The organism is Enterobacter sp. HK-058-C-ECC (assembly GCF_047531125.1).
GTDB lineage: Bacteria > Pseudomonadota > Gammaproteobacteria > Enterobacterales > Enterobacteriaceae > Enterobacter > Enterobacter quasiroggenkampii.
On sequence record NZ_JBLKCH010000011.1, the window covers coordinates 50809 to 70817 of the forward strand.

At 56.4% G+C, this 20009-nt stretch carries 18 protein-coding genes; 15 read left to right on the forward strand and 3 right to left on the reverse strand.

What is annotated here, in order from left to right; all coding sequences use genetic code 11:
• Window positions 1-11: 11 nt before the first annotated feature.
• Together kdpA and kdpF are read right to left on the reverse strand one after the other, a co-directional pair.
• The gene (gene kdpA / locus ACMWJS_RS18695) at window positions 12-1691 is read right to left on the reverse strand and encodes a potassium-transporting ATPase subunit KdpA (RefSeq protein ID WP_414747403.1); all 1680 of its coding nucleotides are present in this window, start codon (window positions 1689-1691) and stop codon (window positions 12-14) included.
• On the reverse strand, window positions 1691-1780 hold the full coding sequence (gene kdpF, locus ACMWJS_RS18700) for a K(+)-transporting ATPase subunit F (RefSeq protein WP_014069365.1): 90 nt from the start codon (window positions 1778-1780) through the stop codon (window positions 1691-1693). Before kdpF ends, kdpA begins: the two co-directional genes overlap by 1 nt.
• A 309-nt stretch (window positions 1781-2089) precedes the next feature.
• On the opposite strand from kdpF, the gene ACMWJS_RS18705 reads away from it, so the two are divergent.
• The 7 genes from ACMWJS_RS18705 (at window position 2090) to nei (ending at window position 8190) form a co-directional block, all read left to right on the forward strand.
• Complete coding sequence (locus ACMWJS_RS18705; protein WP_008501079.1) at window positions 2090-2296, forward strand: YbfA family protein; 207 nt, start codon at window positions 2090-2092, stop codon at window positions 2294-2296.
• A 593-nt stretch (window positions 2297-2889) separates the two neighbouring features.
• Complete coding sequence (gene phrB, locus ACMWJS_RS18710; RefSeq protein WP_414747404.1) at window positions 2890-4302, forward strand: deoxyribodipyrimidine photo-lyase; 1413 nt, start codon at window positions 2890-2892, stop codon at window positions 4300-4302.
• 10 nt (window positions 4303-4312) lie between these two features.
• Complete coding sequence (locus tag ACMWJS_RS18715) at window positions 4313-5056, forward strand: type 2 GTP cyclohydrolase I (protein ID WP_045909572.1); 744 nt, start codon at window positions 4313-4315, stop codon at window positions 5054-5056.
• 14 nt (window positions 5057-5070) lie between these two features.
• On the forward strand, window positions 5071-5727 hold the full coding sequence (gene pxpB / locus ACMWJS_RS18720) for a 5-oxoprolinase subunit PxpB (RefSeq protein WP_414747405.1): 657 nt from the start codon (window positions 5071-5073) through the stop codon (window positions 5725-5727).
• Complete coding sequence (gene pxpC / locus ACMWJS_RS18725; protein ID WP_048026969.1) at window positions 5721-6653, forward strand: 5-oxoprolinase subunit PxpC; 933 nt, start codon at window positions 5721-5723, stop codon at window positions 6651-6653. Before pxpB ends, pxpC begins: the two co-directional genes overlap by 7 nt.
• Window positions 6640-7380 carry a 5-oxoprolinase subunit PxpA gene (pxpA, locus tag ACMWJS_RS18730; RefSeq protein WP_414747406.1) on the forward strand — a complete coding sequence of 247 codons (741 nt, stop codon included), beginning with the start codon at window positions 6640-6642 and terminating at the stop codon, window positions 7378-7380. The genes pxpC and pxpA overlap by 14 nt, the downstream gene beginning before the upstream one ends.
• A gap of 18 nt (window positions 7381-7398) precedes the next feature.
• Window positions 7399-8190, forward strand: coding sequence for an endonuclease VIII (gene nei, locus ACMWJS_RS18735; protein ID WP_414747407.1), 792 nt, complete (start codon window positions 7399-7401; stop codon window positions 8188-8190).
• A gap of 89 nt (window positions 8191-8279) precedes the next feature.
• On the opposite strand, the gene ACMWJS_RS18740 is transcribed toward nei, so the two are convergent.
• A complete protein-coding gene (locus ACMWJS_RS18740) occupies window positions 8280-9563 on the reverse strand; it encodes a citrate synthase (protein ID WP_045909567.1) in 1284 nt (427 codons plus the stop codon).
• 639 nt (window positions 9564-10202) lie between these two features.
• Between ACMWJS_RS18740 and sdhC the strand changes: the two genes are divergently transcribed.
• The 8 genes from sdhC (at window position 10203) to sucD (ending at window position 19853) form a co-directional block, all read left to right on the forward strand.
• Window positions 10203-10607, forward strand: coding sequence for a succinate dehydrogenase cytochrome b556 subunit (gene sdhC / locus ACMWJS_RS18745; RefSeq protein ID WP_348959404.1), 405 nt, complete (start codon window positions 10203-10205; stop codon window positions 10605-10607).
• A complete protein-coding gene (sdhD, locus tag ACMWJS_RS18750) occupies window positions 10601-10948 on the forward strand; it encodes a succinate dehydrogenase membrane anchor subunit (RefSeq protein WP_008501088.1) in 348 nt (115 codons plus the stop codon). Before sdhC ends, sdhD begins: the two co-directional genes overlap by 7 nt.
• Window positions 10948-12714, forward strand: coding sequence for a succinate dehydrogenase flavoprotein subunit (gene sdhA / locus ACMWJS_RS18755; RefSeq protein WP_008501089.1), 1767 nt, complete (start codon window positions 10948-10950; stop codon window positions 12712-12714). Before sdhD ends, sdhA begins: the two co-directional genes overlap by 1 nt.
• A 15-nt stretch (window positions 12715-12729) precedes the next feature.
• On the forward strand, window positions 12730-13446 hold the full coding sequence (sdhB, locus tag ACMWJS_RS18760) for a succinate dehydrogenase iron-sulfur subunit SdhB (RefSeq protein ID WP_008501090.1): 717 nt from the start codon (window positions 12730-12732) through the stop codon (window positions 13444-13446).
• Between the two features lie 233 nt (window positions 13447-13679).
• A complete protein-coding gene (gene sucA / locus ACMWJS_RS18765) occupies window positions 13680-16487 on the forward strand; it encodes a 2-oxoglutarate dehydrogenase E1 component (RefSeq protein ID WP_008501092.1) in 2808 nt (935 codons plus the stop codon).
• 14 nt (window positions 16488-16501) lie between these two features.
• On the forward strand, window positions 16502-17722 hold the full coding sequence (gene odhB, locus ACMWJS_RS18770; protein WP_008501093.1) for a 2-oxoglutarate dehydrogenase complex dihydrolipoyllysine-residue succinyltransferase: 1221 nt from the start codon (window positions 16502-16504) through the stop codon (window positions 17720-17722).
• A gap of 95 nt (window positions 17723-17817) precedes the next feature.
• The gene (gene sucC / locus ACMWJS_RS18775; RefSeq protein WP_006809579.1) at window positions 17818-18984 is read left to right on the forward strand and encodes an ADP-forming succinate--CoA ligase subunit beta; all 1167 of its coding nucleotides are present in this window, start codon (window positions 17818-17820) and stop codon (window positions 18982-18984) included.
• Window positions 18984-19853, forward strand: coding sequence for a succinate--CoA ligase subunit alpha (gene sucD, locus ACMWJS_RS18780; protein ID WP_008501094.1), 870 nt, complete (start codon window positions 18984-18986; stop codon window positions 19851-19853). Before sucC ends, sucD begins: the two co-directional genes overlap by 1 nt.
• Window positions 19854-20009: the final 156 nt, after the last annotated feature.

The window sequence follows — 20009 nt, forward strand, 5'->3', positions numbered from 1 at the left end:
TCTCCGCAAAATCAGCGTAAAGAGAGGTATTCCGCGACCGGGCCTAACGCGAGGGCGGGGATAAAGGTCAGGGCGCCGACCAGCAACACGGTGCCCGTTAGCAGGCCGATAAACAGCGCGCCGTGGGTCGGTAATGTCCCGGTGGTGGTCGGTTGGATTTTTTTGTTCACCAGCGATCCGGCTATCGCCATAACCGGCACAATGATCCCGAAGCGGCCCACGAACATGCAGAACGCCAGCAGACAGTTCCAGAACGGAGAGTTGGCGCTTAAGCCTGCAAAGGCGCTGCCGTTGTTGTTGGCGGCAGAGGAGACGGCATACAGCACTTCACTAAAACCGTGAATGCCGGGGTTAAAGATGCCGCTGCGTCCGGCCTCGGTCATCAGCGCCAGCGCGGTGCCGAGCAGCACGAGAGCCGGGGTGACCAGGATTGCCAGCGCGGTTAATTTCATCTCGCGGACGTCGATTTTTTTACCCAGATATTCCGGGGTGCGGCCAATCATCAGACCGGCAATAAACACCGCCAGCAGCACGAACAGCAGCATACCGTAAAGACCGGAGCCCACGCCGCCAAACACCACCTCGCCAATCTGCATCAGCCACATCGGGATCATGCCGCCCAGCGCCGTAAAGGAATCATGCATGGCATTGACGGCCCCGCACGACGCTGCCGTGGTGACCACCGCATACAGGCTGCTGGCGAGAATGCCAAAGCGGCTCTCTTTACCTTCCATATTGATTGCACTATCGGCCCCGAGTGAGAGGAAGTGCGGATTACCCTGCCATTCGGCCCACATCACCAGTGCAACACAGACCACAAAGATAAGCGACATGGTCCAGAGCAGGGTACGCCCCTGACGGCGATCGTTAACCACGTCGCCAAAGGCAAAGCAGAGCGCGGCGGGGATCAGGAAAATCGCCAGCATCTGCACAAAATTGGTCAGGGCGGTAGGGTTTTCAAACGGGTGCGAGGAGTTGGCGTTGAAGAAGCCCCCACCGTTCGTCCCGAGCATTTTGATGGCTTCCTGCGACGCCACTGGCCCCATCGGCAGGAGCTGTTTTGCGCCTTCCAGCGAGGTATAAGGTGCGTAAGGCAGCAGGTTTTGCAGGCTGCCTTGCTGAATGAAGAACAGCGCGATCAGCAGCGCAATCGGCAGCAGGATCCACAGCGTAATGCGCGTCAGGTCTACCCATGCGTTACCTAACGTACTCACTTTCTGACGTGCAAACGCACGCGTCAGCGCGAAGATCACCGCAATACCGCTGGCGGCAGAGAGGAAGTTCTGCACGGTTAATCCGACCATCTGGCTGAAGTAGCTGAGCGTGGTTTCACCGGAATAGGACTGCCAGTTGGTGTTGGTGACAAAACTGACTGCCGTGTTCAGCGCAAGATGCCAGGACAGGCCCGGTAATTGTTGCGGATTCAGCGGCAGGATACCCTGAAACATCAGCATGGCGAAAAGCGCAATGAGTCCGACAATGTTCAGCAGCAGAATGGCGATCAGATAGTCACGCCAGTTCATCTCCCGATCGTCTACACCCAGTACGCGCCAGATCCCTTTTTCAACGCTTCCCGTGCCGGGCAGGGGAACGTTATTGATCAGCCGTGCCAGCCCCGAGCCCAGTGGCCTTGCCAGGACGAACAACACCACTAGGAAACTGGCAATAAGCAAAAACGCCTGAGCAGCCATCAGAATGCCTCCGCATTAATCAGGGCATAAACCAGATAACCCAATAACAGGAACACCAGCACGATGCCGGCAATAAGACCTGCACTCACAATCCACCTCCGGGTGACTTTTGTTGTTGTGCTAACGGTAGGATTTATGGCGCAAAGATTTCGCAAAAATGAGAAGGGTGGGTGTAAAAAAAGTATAAAAATGGCAAAGCCCACAATTTAACTATTGATAAGTAAATCGTTAACTTTTTTGTAACTTAATTACGGCGTGAGTGTAAATTTTTGCTAAACGGGCGAAAATAAGTGGTCGGATGAGTAGTAAAATTACAAACAAAGCGATATTATTTTAGCCAGGTCACAGATTTTGAATTTTCCGGATGACGTTTCCGGCCAACTATAGGGGAGAAAAATATGGATCTTTATAAAGAGTTTCCGGCTCATATCGTGTTCATGCGCCGCGCTTTCGCCGTAGTGGCTGGCGTGCTGGCTCTGCCGGTGATGCTGTTCTGGAAAGATCGTGCACGTTTTTATAGCTATCTGCACCGCGTCTGGGCGAAAACCAGCGAGAAGCCGGTATGGATGGATCAGGCCGAGAAAGCGACCTGCGACTTCTATTAAGATTACACACAGCAATAAAAAAACCGCCAACAGCAATGTGGCGGTTTTTTTGTCCCTCCGGATTCGCGGTCCGTTGGGTGGTTTTCAAGCCCTCGTCAGAGGCTTAAAAGAATATCTCGGGTCCTTAAGTAATCAAACTGCAACTCCCTAAATATATTCTTAAAAACCTTTTCGGTGGATTACGTTTTACGCCAGGGCCAACTACTATGCAGCGTCCCTTTCCGCCATCTCGCACATGGGCACCGGTCCCGGGAAAGGCGTGACCACAACCGTAAGTCAGGCTCTCGTCAGAGCTTGTGTCCACCGACTTATCACCGGTGGTGAACGGTGGAGCGGTTAGCAGCAGGGACCGCATAATGAAACGCTATTTTTGCATCGCGTTCATTGTCGCCAGCGTACTCGTTGTCAAAAGTGATGAACCGATCGGGTTTGTTGCATTTACCACGATAGCGCAGGACAAGTAGCGTTAAGGCCGCCTCGGGCGGCCTTTTTTATTTCATCCCGTCTACACTTCATGGCAAAGTAGTTCAATGCATGCTTTTTCCTTTTACGGCATGCCCTTACGGACATAATGGATATTTGCCTGGAGTTTTATGCCCACCCATCTGGTTTGGTTTCGCGCGGACCTGCGCGTACATGACAACATCGCCCTGGCGGCGGCCTGCCGCGCCAAAGACGCTAACGTACTGGCTCTGTTTGTGGCTACGCCCGAGCAGTGGCGGCAGCATGATATGGCGCCACGCCAGGCGGCCTTGCTGCGTGCGTATCTGACCGATCTGCAGCATTCGCTTGCCGGAAAAGGCATACCGCTGATTTATAAAGAGGTAAGTGATTTTGCCGCACAGCTGCAGACGGTGCAGGAGACCTGTAAGCAGCACAACGTCACGCATCTTTTTTACAACTATCAGTACGAATTCAACGAGCAGCAGCGCGACCGTCAGCTGGAGAAGATGCTGGAGGATGTGGTCTGTGAAGGATTTGATGACAGCGTGATGCTGGCGCCGGGCAGCGTGATGACCGGCAACCGTGAGATGTATAAAGTTTTTACTCCGTTTAAAAATGCCTTTATCAAGCGTCTGAAAGAGTCGCTGCCGGAGTGCGTTGCCGCGCCTGCCGCGAGGGGCGAACCCCTGAAGGACCTGTCTGAACTGACGTTTGACTACCCTCAGGAGCCGTTTGACAAAACGCTGTTCCCCGCCGATGAAAAAGCGGCCATCGCGCAGCTCCGCCAGTTCTGCAAACAGGACGCGGCCAACTACGACGCGCGGCGGGATTTTCCGGCCATCGAGGGCACCAGCCGCCTGTCGGCCTGTCTGGCGCTGGGCGCGATCTCTCCTCGCCAGTGTTTACACCGTCTTCTGGCCGAGCAGCCGCAGGCGCTGGATGGAGGCACCGGTTCTGTCTGGCTGAACGAGCTTATCTGGCGTGAGTTCTACCGCCATCTGATGACGTATCATCCCGATCTCTGTAAGCATCGTCCGTTCATTCCCTGGACCGACAACGTAAAATGGCAGCATGATGAGGCACTTTTACAGGCCTGGAAAAAAGGGGAGACGGGCTATCCGATTGTTGATGCCGCGATGCGTCAGCTCAATGAGACGGGGTGGATGCACAACCGCCTGCGAATGATTACCGCGAGCTTTCTGGTGAAGGATCTGCTTATCGACTGGCGTATCGGAGAGCGCTATTTTATTTCTCAGCTGATCGACGGCGATCTCGCCGCGAATAACGGCGGCTGGCAGTGGGCGGCCTCTACGGGCACCGATGCGGCTCCCTATTTCCGGATTTTTAATCCAACCACTCAGGGACAAAAATTTGATGAGAACGGCGAGTTTATCCGCCGCTGGCTCCCTGAACTAAAAGAGATACCGGCTAAAGCGATCCACGAACCGTGGGCATGGGCGGATAAACAGCGTGTAAAACTGAATTTTCCCCGTCCGATCGTCGACCATAAACAGGCGCGTGTCGCCACGCTGGCTGCGTACGAAGCGGCCCGCAAAGCATAAGAGAGTGATGATGAAAAACAGCGAACTGGAACGCCTGATTAACGAAAAACTCAATACCGCCTCCTTTAGCGACTACGGTCCAAATGGCCTGCAGGTAGAAGGGCGCGAAACGGTGCAGAAAATTATCACCGGCGTCACGGCAAGCCAGGCGCTGCTGGACGAGGCTGTCCGTCAGGAAGCCGATGCGGTGATTGTCCATCACGGTTACTTCTGGAAAAACGAATCACCGATTATTCGCGGCATGAAGCGCAACCGCCTGAAAACGTTGCTGGCAAATGACATCAACCTGTACGGTTACCACCTGCCGCTGGACGCGCACCCGGAGCTTGGCAACAACGTTCAGCTTGCCCGACTATTGGGGATTACCGTAATGGGCGAAATCGAGCCGCTGGTGCCGTGGGGCGAGCTGGCGATGCCGGTTCCCGGACTGGAGCTGGCCTCGTGGATTGAAGCGCGCCTGGGGCGTCGTCCGCTGTGGAGCGGCGATACCGGTCCGGATACGGTGAAGCGTGTTGCCTGGTGCACCGGAGGCGGGCAGGGCTTTATCGACAGCGCCGCGCGCTTCGGTGTCGATGCCTTTATCACCGGCGAGGTTTCCGAGCAGACCATCCATTCGGCACGTGAACAGGGGCTGCATTTCTACGCGGCCGGGCATCATGCCACCGAGCGCGGCGGTATTCGTGCCCTCAGCGAGTGGCTGACTGAAAATACCGATCTGGATGTAACCTTTATTGATATCCCTAATCCGGCCTGATGAGAGGTGCCTGAGTGCAGCGAGCGCGTTGTTATCTTCTGGGAGAAACGGCAGTGGTTCTGGAGCTCGAGCCGCCGGTAACCCTTGCCACGCAAAAGCGTATCTGGCGGCTAACCCAGCGTCTGGTCGAACTGCCGGACGTGGTTGAAGCCATTCCGGGGATGAATAACATCACGGTGGTGCTGCGTAGTCCGCATACGCTGGCGCTGGATGCCATTGAACGTTTACAGCGCTGGTGGGAAGAGAGCGAGGCGCTGGAGCCGGAATCGCGTGCCATTGAGATCCCGGTCGTTTATGGCGGTACGGGGGGACCGGATCTTGGTGTGGTCGCAAACCATTGCGGACTCACCGAAAAGCAGGTTGTTGAGCTGCACAGTTCGGTGGATTACGTCGTCTGGTTCCTGGGATTCCAGCCCGGATTCCCGTATCTCGGGGGATTATCTCCCAGGCTGCATACGCCGCGCCGCGCTGAACCGCGCCTGAGCGTACCGGCGGGGACGGTCGCGATTGGTGGCGAGCAGACCGGCGTATATCCGCTGACTTCGCCCGGTGGTTGGCAGCTTATTGGGCATACCGCCACCCCGTTATTTGACCCCGGGCTGGCGTCGCCAATACTCCTGCGCCCGGGCGATACCCTTCGCTTTATCCCGCAGAAGGAGGGGGTATGTTAACGCTTATTCGCGCCGGGCTTTATACCTCCGTACAGGATGCCGGCCGCTTTGGCATGCGCCAGTCGGGCGTGAGCTATTGTGGCGCGCTGGACCGTCCTGCGCTGGAAATCGCTAACGTGCTGGTGGGCAACCCCGGCAGCACGGCGGCACTCGAAATTACGCTCGGCCAGTGTGTCATTGAGTTTGGTCAGGAGACCTGGTTCGCACTCACCGGCGCCGGCTGTGATGCCACGCTGGACGGCAAAGCGGTGTGGACCGGCTGGCGTCTGCGGGCGAAAGCCGGACAGCGTCTGACCTTAAAGCGTCCTTTGCACGGCGTGCGTAGCTATCTCGCGGTGGCTGGCGGCATTGATGTGCCTGAGGTGCTGGGCTCATCCAGTACCGATCAGAAAGCAGGAATTGGCGGTCACGAAGGACGTTTGTTGCGCGATGGCGATCGCCTGGCGATTAAGCCCTCCTCGCGTCACTTCTCGACGGCGCAGGGGGTGAAACAACTTCTCTGGGGAAACCAGATCCGCGCCTTACCGGGGCCGGAATATCATGAGTTCGACGAGGCCTCCAAAGAGTCCTTCTGGCGCTCGCCGTGGAAGCTCAGTCCGCAGAGTAACCGTATGGGCTACCGCCTGCAGGGGCAGCCGCTGATCCGGACGACCGACAGGGAACTGCTTTCCCACGGTTTACTGCCTGGGGTTATTCAGGTGCCGGGCAACGGGCAACCGATCGTGTTAATGAACGACGCGCAGACGACGGGCGGCTATCCGCGAATTGCCTGCATCATTGAAGCCGATCGCTACCATCTGGCGCAAATTCCCCTCGGACAGCCGATTCACTTTGTGCAGTGTTCGCTGGAGGAGGCGCTAAAGGCGCGGCAGGATCAGCAGCGCTATCTCGAACAGCTGGCGTGGAGGCTCGATGGTAAAGATTGATTTGAATGCCGATCTGGGCGAGGGCGGCAGCGCCGATGCGGCGCTGATGACGCTGGTCTCCTCGGTCAATATCGCCTGCGGCTTTCACGCAGGCGATGCGCAAACCATGCTAGAGAGCGTGCGTCATGCCATCAAAAATGGCGTGGCGATTGGCGCCCACCCGAGCTTCCCTGACCGGGAAAACTTTGGCCGCACCGCGATGGACCTGCCGCCTGAGACGGTCTACGCTCAGGTGCTCTACCAGATCGGCGCGCTGGAGGCGATGGTTCGCGCCGGGAAGGGCGTGCTGCGCCACGTGAAGCCGCACGGCATGCTCTATAACCAGGCGGCAAAAGATCCGGCGCTGGCGGAGGCGATTGCCCGCGCGGTACGCGATTGCAACCCGCAGCTGATCCTTGTGGGGCTGGCAGGCAGCGAGCTTATTCGCGCCGGCGAGCGTCTGGGGTTAAGCACGCGGCAGGAGGTCTTTGCCGACCGGGGTTATCAACCCGATGGCAGTCTTGTACCGCGTACGCAAGCTGGAGCGTTGATAACGGACGAAGGTCAAGCGCTGGCGCAGACGCTGGAGATGGTGCGCGCCGGGCGAGTGACCGCCGTGGATGGCACATCGGCGCACGTTCAGGCTGATACGGTATGTTTACATGGTGATGGCGAGCATGCGCTCCAGTTCGCGCGCCGCTTGCGCGCAGCGTTCTCTGAAGAGGGCATTCTTGTCAGCGCAGACTAATCATGAAAGGACAGAAAAATGCCAGAAGGCCCGGAGATCCGCCGCGCGGCGGATAGCCTCGAGGCGGCGATAAAGGGCAAACCCCTGACGGAGGTCTGGTTTGCTTTTCCTCAACTGAAACCGTTTGAATCACAGCTGGTGGGGCAGTCGGTAACGCATATTGAAACGCGCGGCAAAGCGCTGCTCACGCATTTTTCCCATAACCTGACGTTATATAGCCATAACCAGCTTTACGGCGTCTGGCGAGTAGTGGAGGCGGGTGAACAGCCGCAGACTACCCGCGTGCTGCGCGTCAGGCTGCAAACGGCCGATAAAGCGATCCTGCTCTATAGCGCCTCTGATATCGAAATGTTAACGCCGGAGCAACTCCTCACGCACCCGTTTCTACAGCGAGTGGGGCCGGACGTGCTGGATATGCGTCTGACGGCGAGCGATGTGAAGGCCCGACTGCTATCGCCCACATTCCGCAACCGGCAGTTTTCCGGCCTGTTTCTTGACCAGGCGTTTCTGGCCGGGCTTGGCAACTACCTGCGGGTGGAAATCCTCTGGGAAGTCGGGCTGGCGCCGCAGCATAAAGCCTCTCAGCTGAGCGATGAACAGCTGGAGGCGCTGTCCCACGCGCTGCTGGACATCCCGCGGCTGTCGTACAACACGCGCGGCATCGTAGATGAAAACAAGCACCACGGGGCGCTGTTCCGGTTCAAGGTGTTTCATCGGGCGGGGAAAAAGTGCGAGCGGTGCGGCGGCGTGATTGAGAAGGCTACGATCTCTTCCAGACCGTTTTACTGGTGTCCAGGGTGCCAGGTGTAAAAAAGCCGGGTGGCGGCTACGCCTTACCCGGCCTACGTTTCGCATTTAATTGTAGGCCCGGTAAGCGGTAGCGCCACCGGGCTTAACTTTTAGCGCTTCAGGTCAGACTTAAAATCACGCTGCTCGTAGCCGGTATACAGCTGACGAGGACGGGCGATCTTCATGCCTTCGCTGTGCATTTCGTTCCAGTGCGCAATCCAGCCTACGGTACGGGCCATCGCGAAGATGACGGTGAACATGGAAGACGGAATGCCCATCGCTTTCAGAATAATGCCAGAGTAGAAATCGACGTTCGGGTAGAGTTTCTTCTCGATGAAGTACGGGTCGTTCAGCGCGATGTGTTCCAGCTCCATCGCCACTTCCAGCAGGTCATCTTTGGTACCCAGCTCTTTCAGCACTTCGTGGCAGGTCTCACGCATCACGGTGGCGCGTGGGTCGTAGTTTTTGTAAACACGGTGACCGAAGCCCATCAGGCGGAAGGAGTCATTCTTGTCTTTCGCGCGACGCACGAACTCAGGAATATGCTCAACGGTGCTGATCTCTTCCAGCATCTTCAGCGCCGCTTCGTTCGCGCCGCCGTGCGCCGGTCCCCACAGGGAGGCGATGCCCGCAGCGATACAGGCGAACGGGTTCGCGCCTGAAGAGCCTGCGGTACGGACGGTGGAGGTCGAGGCGTTCTGTTCGTGGTCAGCGTGCAGGATCAGAATACGGTCCATCGCGCGTTCCAGAACCGGGTTCACTTCGTACTCTTCGCACGGCGTGGAGAACATCATGCGCAGGAAGTTGCCCGCGTAGGAGAGGTCGTTGCGCGGATACACAAACGGCTGACCGATGGAGTATTTGTAACACATCGCCGCCATGGTAGGCATTTTGGACAGCAGACGGTAAGCGGCGATTTCACGGTGACGCGGGTTATTCACGTCAAGGGAGTCGTGGTAGAACGCTGCCAGCGCACCGGTAATCCCGCACATCACCGCCATTGGGTGAGAGTCACGACGGAACGCATGGAACAGACGGGTAATCTGCTCATGGATCATGGTGTGACGGGTCACGGTGGTTTTAAATTCATCGAACTGGGCCTGCGTCGGTTTTTCGCCGTTCAGCAGGATGTAGCACACTTCCAGGTAGTTGGATTCGGTGGCTAACTGATCGATAGGGAAGCCGCGATGGAGCAGGATACCTTCGTCACCGTCGATAAAGGTGATTTTGGATTCGCAAGATGCGGTAGAGGTAAATCCAGGGTCAAAGGTAAACATCCCTTTGGAACCCAGCGTACGGATATCAATAACATCCTGACCGAGCGTGCCTTTTAGCACATCCAGTTCAATAGCAGTGTCACCATTTAGGGTGAGCGTTGCCTTTGTATCAGCCATTTACGGTCTCCTTAGCGCCTTATGCTTAAGACTGCGCTTTACCGGATTTGCTTTCAGCTGTTAATCACCGTTACCAGATTGTTATTTGGCTTACCGCTCAGCTCACGAGGACAAACCAGGGTACAGAGCTATGGCGCCTTGCAGGTAAACGAATGAAATATCAGTGAAACAACAGCAAATCAGCGTTTTTGCAGTCCGAATTATTCAAACCTGTATATCACTAATAACTGTCCTGATAACTTCGGTCAATACCATCACACTGTTACATAACTATTTGTCAGGTGAAAGAGAGACCTCATAACTTTTGCGCATTATATGCCTTTTCTGATGACGTTTGTAACAATATTGTTTAACATTTGTCAAATCAGATGATTAAAAATTAAAAAGATGTTGTTATCGTGACCCTGATCACTGTTCCAGAGAAAACCCGACAAACTGTATGTAGGTTAATTGTAATGATTTTGTGAACGGCCTATACTGCCGCCAGGTCTCCGGAACACCCTGCAATCCCGAGCCACCCAGCGTTGTAATGTGTCGTTTAAGCATCTGGAAGCACTGTTTTGCATGACGCGCAGTTATAGAAAAGGAACGCTGTCTGACCCGCATCGCAGTCCGGAGGAAGGAAACAATAAGAACAGCATGTGGGCGTTATTCATGATAAGAAATGTGAAAAAACAAAGACCTGTCAATCTGGATCTCAAAACGATCCGGTTCCCCGTAACAGCAATAGCGTCCATTCTGCACCGTGTTTCTGGTGTGATTACGTTTGTGGCGGTCGGTATTCTGCTGTGGTTACTGGGCACCAGCCTCTCTTCCCCTGAAGGATTCCTCCAGGCCTCAGCCATCATGAACAGCTTCTTCGTGAAATTCATCATGTGGGGCATTCTGACCGCACTGGCGTACCACGTTGTGGTGGGTGTTCGCCATATGCTGATGGACTTTGGCTACCTGGAAGAGACCTTCGAAGTAGGGATTCGCTCCGCTAACATTTCATTTGTGATTACAGTCGTGCTTTCACTTCTCGCAGGAGTTCTCGTATGGTAAGCAACGCCTCCGCATTAGGACGCAACGGCGTACATGACTTCATTCTGGTCCGTGCTACCGCCATCGTTCTCACCCTCTACATCATCTATATGATCGGTTTCTTCGCGACCAGCGGCACGCTGACGTGGGAAATCTGGAGTGGGTTCTTCGGATCCGCCTTCACCAAAGTGTTCACCCTGCTGGCCCTGTTCTCCATCCTTATTCATGCCTGGATTGGCATGTGGCAGGTGTTGACCGATTACGTTAAACCGCTGGCGATTCGCCTCCCACTGCAGTTGGCCATTGTCGTTGCACTGGTGGTTTACGTTATTTATGGATTCGTTGTGGTGTGGGGTGTGTAATGAAACTGCCAGTCAGAGAATTTGATGCTGTTGTGATTGGTGCCGGTGGCGCAGGTATGCGTGCCGCACTGCAAATTTCCCAGAGCGGCCAGAGCTGTGCGCTGCTCTCTAAAGTTTTCCCGACCCGTTCCCACACTGTGTCCGCGCAGGGCGGTATCACCGTTGCGCTGGGTAACTCCCATGAAGATAACTGGGAATGGCACATGTATGACACGGTAAAAGGTTCCGATTACATCGGCGACCAGGATGCCATCGAATATATGTGTAAAACCGGCCCGGAAGCGATTCTGGAGCTGGACCATATGGGTCTGCCGTTCTCCCGTCTGGAAAATGGCACCATCTATCAGCGTCCGTTTGGCGGCCAGTCGAAAAACTTCGGCGGTGAGCAGGCGGCACGCACCGCGGCGGCGGCTGACCGTACCGGTCACGCGCTGCTACACACCCTGTATCAGCAGAACCTGAAAAACCACACCACCATCTTCTCCGAGTGGTATGCGCTGGATCTGGTGAAAAACGCCGATGGCGCCATTGTTGGTTGTACCGCGCTGTGTATCGAAACCGGTGAAGTGGTTTACTTCAAAGCCCGCGCTACCGTGCTCGCGACTGGTGGTGCAGGCCGTATTTACCAGTCCACCACCAACGCCCACATCAACACCGGTGACGGTGTCGGTATGGCTATCCGCGCGGGCGTGCCGGTGCAGGATATGGAGATGTGGCAGTTCCACCCAACCGGTATCGCCGGTGCGGGCGTCCTGGTGACGGAAGGCTGCCGTGGTGAAGGTGGCTACCTGCTTAACAAACACGGCGAGCGCTTCATGGAGCGTTATGCTCCGAATGCGAAAGATCTGGCGGGTCGTGACGTGGTGGCGCGTTCCATCATGATCGAAATCCGTGAAGGCCGCGGCTGCGACGGCCCATGGGGTCCACACGCGAAGCTGAAACTCGACCATCTGGGTAAAGAAGTGCTGGAGTCCCGTCTGCCGGGCATCCTGGAACTGTCCCGCACCTTCGCGCACGTCGATCCGGTGAAAGAGCCGATTCCGGTTATCCCAACCTGCCACTACATGATGGGCGGTATTCCGACCAAAGTGACCGGTCAGGCGCTGACCGTGAACGAGCAGGGCGAAGACGTGGTCATTCCTGGCCTGTTCGCGGTGGGCGAAATTGCCTGCGTATCCGTACACGGCGCAAACCGTCTGGGCGGCAACTCGCTGCTGGATCTGGTGGTGTTTGGTCGTGCGGTGGGTCTGCATCTGCAGGAATCCATTGCCGAGCAGGGCGCGCTGCGTGACGCAACCGACGACGAAATTGATGCCTCTCTTGAGCGCCTCAACCGCTGGAACGGCAACCGTAACGGCGAAGATCCGGTGGAAATCCGCAAAGCGCTGCAGGAGTGCATGCAGCACAACTTCTCGGTATTCCGTGAAGGCGACGCGATGGCCAAAGGTCTTGAGCAGCTGAAAGCGATCCGCGAGCGTCTGAAAAATGCCCGTCTGGACGATACCTCCAGCGAGTTCAACACCCAGCGCGTTGAGTGCCTGGAGCTGGATAACCTGATGGAAACCGCGTTCGCGACCGCGATGTCGGCAAACTTCCGTACCGAAAGCCGTGGCGCGCATAGCCGCTTCGACTTCCCGGAGCGTGATGACGAAAACTGGCTGTGCCATTCCCTGTATCTGCCAGAGTCGGAAACCATGACGCGTCGTAGCGTCAATATGGAACCGAAACTGCGTCCGGCGTTCCCGCCGAAGATTCGTACTTACTAATGCGGAGACAGGATAATGAAACTCGAATTCTCAGTTTATCGTTATAACCCGGATGTAGACGACGCTCCGCGCATGCAGGATTACACGCTGGAAGCGGAAGAAGGTCGTGACATGATGCTGCTGGATGCCTTAATCCAGCTGAAAGAAAAAGATCCAACCCTGTCGTTCCGCCGCTCCTGCCGTGAAGGGGTATGTGGCTCTGACGGTGTGAACATGAACGGCAAAAATGGCCTGGCCTGCATCACGCCAATTTCAGCGTTGCAGCGTCCTGGTCAGAAAATTGTTATCCGTCCTCTGCCAGGCCTGCCGGTCGTGCGTGATTTGGTGGTAGACATGGGGCAATTCTATGCACAATATGAGAAGATTAAGCCTTACTTATTGAATAATGGGCAAAATCCACCGGCTCGTGAGCACTTACAGTCTCCTGAGCAGCGTGAAAAACTCGATGGTCTGTACGAGTGTATTCTCTGCGCATGCTGTTCTACGTCCTGCCCGTCGTTCTGGTGGAACCCGGACAAGTTTATCGGCCCGGCCGGTCTGCTGGCTGCCTATCGCTTCCTGATCGATAGCCGTGACACCGAAACCGACAGCCGTCTGGAAGGACTGAGTGACGCTTTCAGCGTATTCCGCTGCCATAGCATCATGAACTGCGTCAGTGTGTGTCCGAAGGGGCTGAACCCGACGCGCGCCATCGGCCATATTAAGTCGATGCTGCTGCAGCGCAGTGCGTAAGTAAATTTGCCGGATGGCGCTCGCTTATCCGGCCTACGAAACTGTAGGCCCGGTAAGCGTAGCGCCACCGGGCAAAATGCAGAAACCTTTAAAAACTGCCCTGAAGTCTAGACAGTTTCTAAAGGTTCCTTCGCGGGCCACAAAGAGCTCGCAGGTGAACCCCGGCACGTACACGTGGTGTGCGTGGTAGTTTCTACGGCGAAAGTAAGCATAAAAATGCTTAAGGGATCACGATGCAGAACGGCGCAATGAAAGCCTGGCTGGACTCTTCTTACCTCTCTGGTGCCAACCAGAGCTGGATAGAACAGCTCTATGAAGACTTCTTAACCGATCCTGACTCAGTGGACGCAAACTGGCGTTCCATGTTCCAGCAGTTGCCTGGTACAGGGGTCAAACCGGATCAATTCCATTCCAAAACACGTGATTATTTCCGTCGTCTGGCGAAGGATGCCTCACGTTACTCTTCTGCGATTTCCGACCCTGACACCAATGCGAAGCAGGTTAAAGTCCTGCAGCTTATCAACGCTTATCGCTTCCGTGGTCACCAGCATGCGAATCTCGATCCGCTGGGACTGTGGAAACAAGACCGTGTGGCCGATCTCGATCCGGCGTATCACGATCTGACCGAGGCCGATTTCCAGGAAAGCTTTAACGTAGGTTCCTTTGCCATCGGCAAAGACACGATGAAGCTGGGCGATCTGATTGACGCGCTCAAGCAAACCTACTGCGGCTCCATCGGCGCGGAATACATGCACATTACCTCTACCGAAGAGAAGCGCTGGATCCAACAGCGCATCGAATCCGTAGCGGGCCACGCGACCTTCTCGGCTGACGAGAAAAAACGCTTCCTCAGCGAACTGACCGCAGCGGAAGGCCTTGAGCGCTATCTGGGCGCGAAGTTCCCGGGCGCAAAACGCTTCTCGCTGGAAGGTGGTGACGCCCTGGTGCCGATGCTGAAAGAGCTGATTCGTCACGCAGGCAAGAGCGGCACCCGTGAAGTGGTGCTGGGCATGGCACACCGTGGTCGTCTGAACGTACTGGTCAACGTGCTGGGTAAAAAACCGCAGGACCTGTTCGACGAATTCGCGGGCAAACATAAAGAACACCTCGGCACCGGCGACGTGAAGTACCACATGGGCTTCTCGTCTGATATCGAAACCGAAGGCGGTCTGGTTCACCTGGCGCTGGCGTTTAACCCGTCACACCTGGAAATCGTCAGCCCGGTGGTTATCGGTTCCGTGCGCGCGCGTCTGGATCGTCTGGACGAGCCGAGCAGCAACAAAGTTCTGCCAATCACCATCCACGGTGATGCGGCGGTCACAGGGCAGGGCGTGGTGCAGGAAACCCTGAACATGTCGAAAGCGCGTGGTTATGAAGTGGGCGGTACCGTTCGCATCGTAATCAACAACCAGGTGGGCTTCACCACCTCTAACCCGCTGGATGCGCGTTCTACCCCGTACTGCACCGACATCGGTAAGATGGTGCAGGCGCCGATCTTCCACGTTAACGCGGATGACCCGGAAGCCGTGGCTTTCGTTACCCGTCTGGCGCTGGACTTCCGTAACACCTTCAAACGCGATGTGTTCATTGATCTCTTCTGCTACCGCCGTCACGGCCACAACGAAGCGGATGAGCCAAGTGCAACCCAGCCGCTGATGTACCAGAAAATCAAAAAACACCCGACCCCGCGCAAAATCTATGCTGACAAGCTGGAGAGCGACAAAGTGGCGACGCTGGAAGATGCGACCGAAATGGTCAACCTCTACCGCGACGCGCTGGATGCGGGTGAGTGCGTAGTGAAAGAGCTGCGCCCGATGAACATGCACTCCTTTACCTGGTCGCCGTACCTCAACCACGAGTGGGATGAGAGCTACCCGAACAAGGTGGAGATGAAGCGCCTGCAGGAGCTGGCTAAACGCATCAGCACCGTGCCGGACGCTATCGAGATGCAGTCTCGCGTAGCAAAAATTTATGCTGACCGTCAGGCCATGGCGGCAGGCGAGAAGCTGTTCGACTGGGGCGGCGCGGAAACGCTGGCTTACGCGACGCTGGTTGACGAAGGCATTCCTGTGCGTCTGTCCGGTGAAGATGCGGGCCGTGGAACCTTCTTCCACCGTCACGCGGTCGTTCACAACCAGTCTAACGGTTCAACCTACACCCCGCTGCAGCACGTGCACAACGGTCAGGGCCAGTTCAAGGTCTGGGACTCCGTGCTGTCTGAAGAAGCGGTACTGGCTTTCGAGTACGGTTACGCCACGGCAGAACCGCGCACCCTGACCATCTGGGAAGCGCAGTTCGGCGACTTCGCCAACGGTGCGCAGGTGGTTATCGACCAGTTCATCTCCTCCGGCGAGCAGAAGTGGGGCCGTATGTGTGGCCTGGTGATGCTGCTGCCGCACGGCTATGAAGGCCAGGGTCCGGAGCACTCCTCCGCGCGTCTGGAACGTTATCTGCAGCTCTGCGCCGAGCAGAACATGCAGGTTTGCGTGCCGTCGACCCCGGCGCAGGTTTACCACATGCTGCGTCGTCAGGCGCTGCGCGGTATGCGTCGTCCGCTGGTGGTCATGTCGCCGAAATCCCTGCTGCGTCACCCGCTGGCGGTGTCCAGCCTGGAAGAGCTGGCGAACGGTACCTTCCTGCCAGCCATCGGTGAAATTGACGAGCTGGATCCGCAGGCCGTGAAGCGTGTGGTGATGTGTTCTGGTAAGGTTTATTACGACCTGCTGGAACAGCGCCGTAAGAACGATCAGAAAGATGTCGCCATCGTGCGTATCGAACAGCTTTATCCGTTCCCGCACCAGGCGGTGCAGGAAGCGCTGAAACCGTACGCTCACGTTCATGATTTTGTCTGGTGCCAGGAAGAGCCGCTCAACCAGGGCGCATGGTACTGCAGCCAGCATCATTTCCGTGAAGTGATTCCATTTGGGTCAGCCCTGCGCTATGCAGGTCGCCCGGCCTCCGCCTCTCCGGCGGTAGGGTATATGTCCGTTCACCAGAAGCAGCAACAAGATCTGGTCAATGACGCGCTGAACGTCGATTAATTAAAGGATACATAATGAGTAGCGTAGATATTCTTGTTCCCGACCTGCCTGAATCTGTAGCAGATGCGACCGTCGCTACCTGGCACAAAAAACCAGGCGATGCCGTTAAGCGCGATGAAGTGCTGGTAGAAATCGAAACTGACAAAGTGGTACTGGAAGTACCGGCTTCGGCGGATGGCGTTCTGGACGCGGTGCTGGAAGATGAAGGTACCACCGTGACTTCTCGTCAGATCCTGGGTCGCCTGCGTGAAGGCAACAGCGCGGGCAAAGAGTCCAGCGCGAAATCTGAAGAGAAAGCGTCTACGCCAGCGCAGCGCCAGCAGGCCTCTCTGGAAGAGCAGTCCAACGACGCCCTCAGCCCGGCGATCCGTCGCCTGCTGGCGGAACACAGCCTTGACCCGGCAGCCATTAAAGGCACCGGTGTGGGCGGTCGTCTGACCCGCGAAGACATCGACAAGCATCTGGCGAAAGCGCCTGCTCAGGCAGAAGCGAAAGCCCCTGCGGCAGCACCGGCAGCACAGCCTGCGCTGGGCGCACGCAGCGAAAAACGCGTGCCAATGACCCGCCTGCGTAAGCGCGTGGCCGAGCGTCTGCTGGAAGCGAAAAACTCTACCGCGATGCTGACCACCTTCAACGAAGTAAACATGAAGCCAATCATGGACCTGCGTAAGCAGTACGGTGACGCGTTTGAAAAACGTCACGGTATCCGTCTGGGCTTTATGTCCTTCTACGTGAAGGCGGTGGTTGAAGCGCTGAAACGCTACCCGGAAGTGAACGCGTCCATCGATGGCGATGACGTGGTTTACCACAACTACTTCGACGTCAGCATGGCGGTTTCCACCCCACGTGGCCTGGTGACCCCGGTTCTGCGTGATGTGGATACCCTGGGTATGGCTGACATCGAGAAAAACATTAAAGAGCTGGCTGTGAAAGGCCGCGACGGCAAGCTGACCGTAGACGACCTGACCGGCGGTAACTTCACCATTACCAACGGCGGCGTATTCGGCTCGCTGATGTCTACCCCGATCATTAACCCGCCGCAGAGCGCGATCCTGGGTATGCATGCCATTAAAGATCGTCCTATGGCGGTAGACGGTAAAGTTGAGATCCTGCCGATGATGTACCTGGCGCTCTCTTACGACCACCGTCTGATCGACGGCCGCGAGTCCGTGGGCTTCCTGGTTGCCATTAAAGAGCTGCTGGAAGATCCAACGCGTCTGCTGCTGGACGTCTAGTCACGATTTAGCATCACCTGCCCCGTGGACCGGCACACGCTGCGCCGGTCTACAGGTTTGAAGATAACGATTACCCTGAAGGATGGATAGAACACATGAACTTACATGAATATCAGGCCAAACAGCTGTTTGCCCGGTATGGCTTACCGGCTCCGGTGGGTTATGCCTGTACTACCCCGCGTGAAGCAGAAGAAGCCGCATCTAAAATCGGTTCCGGCCCGTGGGTAGTTAAGTGTCAGGTTCACGCTGGTGGCCGTGGTAAAGCGGGCGGTGTGAAGGTTGTTAAGAGCAAAGAAGAGATTCGTGCGTTTGCTGAACATTGGCTCGGCAAGCGTCTGGTAACGTACCAGACAGATGCGAACGGCCAGCCGGTTAACCAGATCCTGGTTGAAGCGGCGACCGATATCGCGAAAGAACTTTATCTGGGCGCGGTGGTTGACCGTAGCTCCCGTCGCGTGGTGTTCATGGCGTCTACCGAAGGCGGCGTGGAAATCGAAAAAGTGGCGGAAGAAACCCCACACCTGATCCACAAAGTGGCTATCGATCCGCTGGCAGGCCCAATGCCTTACCAGGGTCGCGAGCTGGCGTTCAAGCTGGGTCTGGAAGGTAAACTGGTTCAGCAGTTCACCAAGATCTTCATGGGTCTGGCGACCATCTTCCTGGAGCGCGATCTGGCGCTGATCGAGATCAACCCGCTGGTGATCACGACCCAGGGCGATCTGATCTGCCTCGACGGCAAGCTGGGCGCTGACGGCAACGCGCTGTTCCGCCAGCCGGATCTGCGCGAAATGCGCGACCAGTCTCAGGAAGACCCGCGTGAAGCGCAGGCGGCACAGTGGGAACTGAACTATGTGGCGCTGGACGGTAACATCGGCTGCATGGTTAACGGTGCGGGCCTGGCAATGGGCACCATGGACATCGTTAAGCTGCACGGCGGTGAGCCAGCAAACTTCCTCGACGTGGGCGGTGGCGCAACCAAAGAGCGCGTAACCGAAGCGTTCAAAATCATTCTCTCCGACGACAACGTGAAGGCCGTTCTGGTTAACATCTTCGGCGGTATCGTCCGTTGTGACCTGATCGCCGACGGTATCATCGGCGCGGTAGAAGAAGTAGGTGTTAACGTTCCGGTGGTTGTGCGTCTGGAAGGTAACAACGCTGAACTCGGCGCGAAAAAACTGGCTGACAGCGGCCTGAATATTATTGCAGCGAAAAGTCTGACGGATGCAGCTCAGCAGGTTGTTGCCGCAGTGGAGGGGAAATAATGTCAGTTTTAATTAATAAAGATACCAAGGTTATCTGCCAGGGCTTCACCGGTAGCCAGGGGACTTTCCACTCCGAACAGGCGATTGCCTACGGCACGCAGATGGTTGGCGGCGTAACGCCAGGTAAAGGCGGCACCACGCATCTGGGCCTGCCGGTGTTCAACACCGTGCGTGAAGCCGTAGAAGCGACGGGCGCAACCGCGACCGTGATCTACGTTCCGGCGCCGTTCTGCAAAGACTCTATTCTGGAAGCGATCGACGCAGGCATCAAACTGATCATCACCATCACTGAAGGCATCCCGACGCTGGATATGCTGACCGTGAAGGTGAAGCTGGATGAAGCTGGCGTACGTATGATCGGCCCGAACTGCCCAGGCGTTATCACCCCGGGCGAATGCAAAATCGGCATCATGCCGGGCCACATTCACAAGCCGGGTAAAGTGGGCATCGTGTCCCGTTCCGGTACCCTGACCTATGAAGCGGTTAAGCAGACCACCGACTACGGTTTCGGCCAGTCCACCTGCGTGGGCATCGGCGGTGACCCAATCCCGGGTTCTAACTTCATCGACATCCTGAAGCTGTTCCAGGAAGATCCACAGACCGAGGCGATCGTGATGATCGGTGAGATCGGTGGTAGCGCGGAAGAAGAAGCGGCTGCTTACATCAAAGAACACGTGACCAAGCCAGTTGTGGGCTACATCGCGGGTGTGACCGCGCCGAAAGGCAAGCGTATGGGTCACGCAGGTGCGATCATTGCCGGTGGTAAAGGTACGGCTGATGAGAAATTCGCAGCGCTGGAAGCCGCAGGCGTGAAGACCGTTCGCAGCCTGGCGGACATCGGCGAAGCACTGAAATCCATCATTAAGTAAGTCCTCTCTGCTCCCCGAAAGGGGGGCGTTGCAGTATAAAAATGTCCGTTTCGACATGGTTGGCCGCTGTAAAGCGGCCTTTTTTATTGCCTGCCGGGTGTCATGCAATAGTCACAAAGTGGTGTTAATTACAGAGGATGCAAAAGTAAAATAATT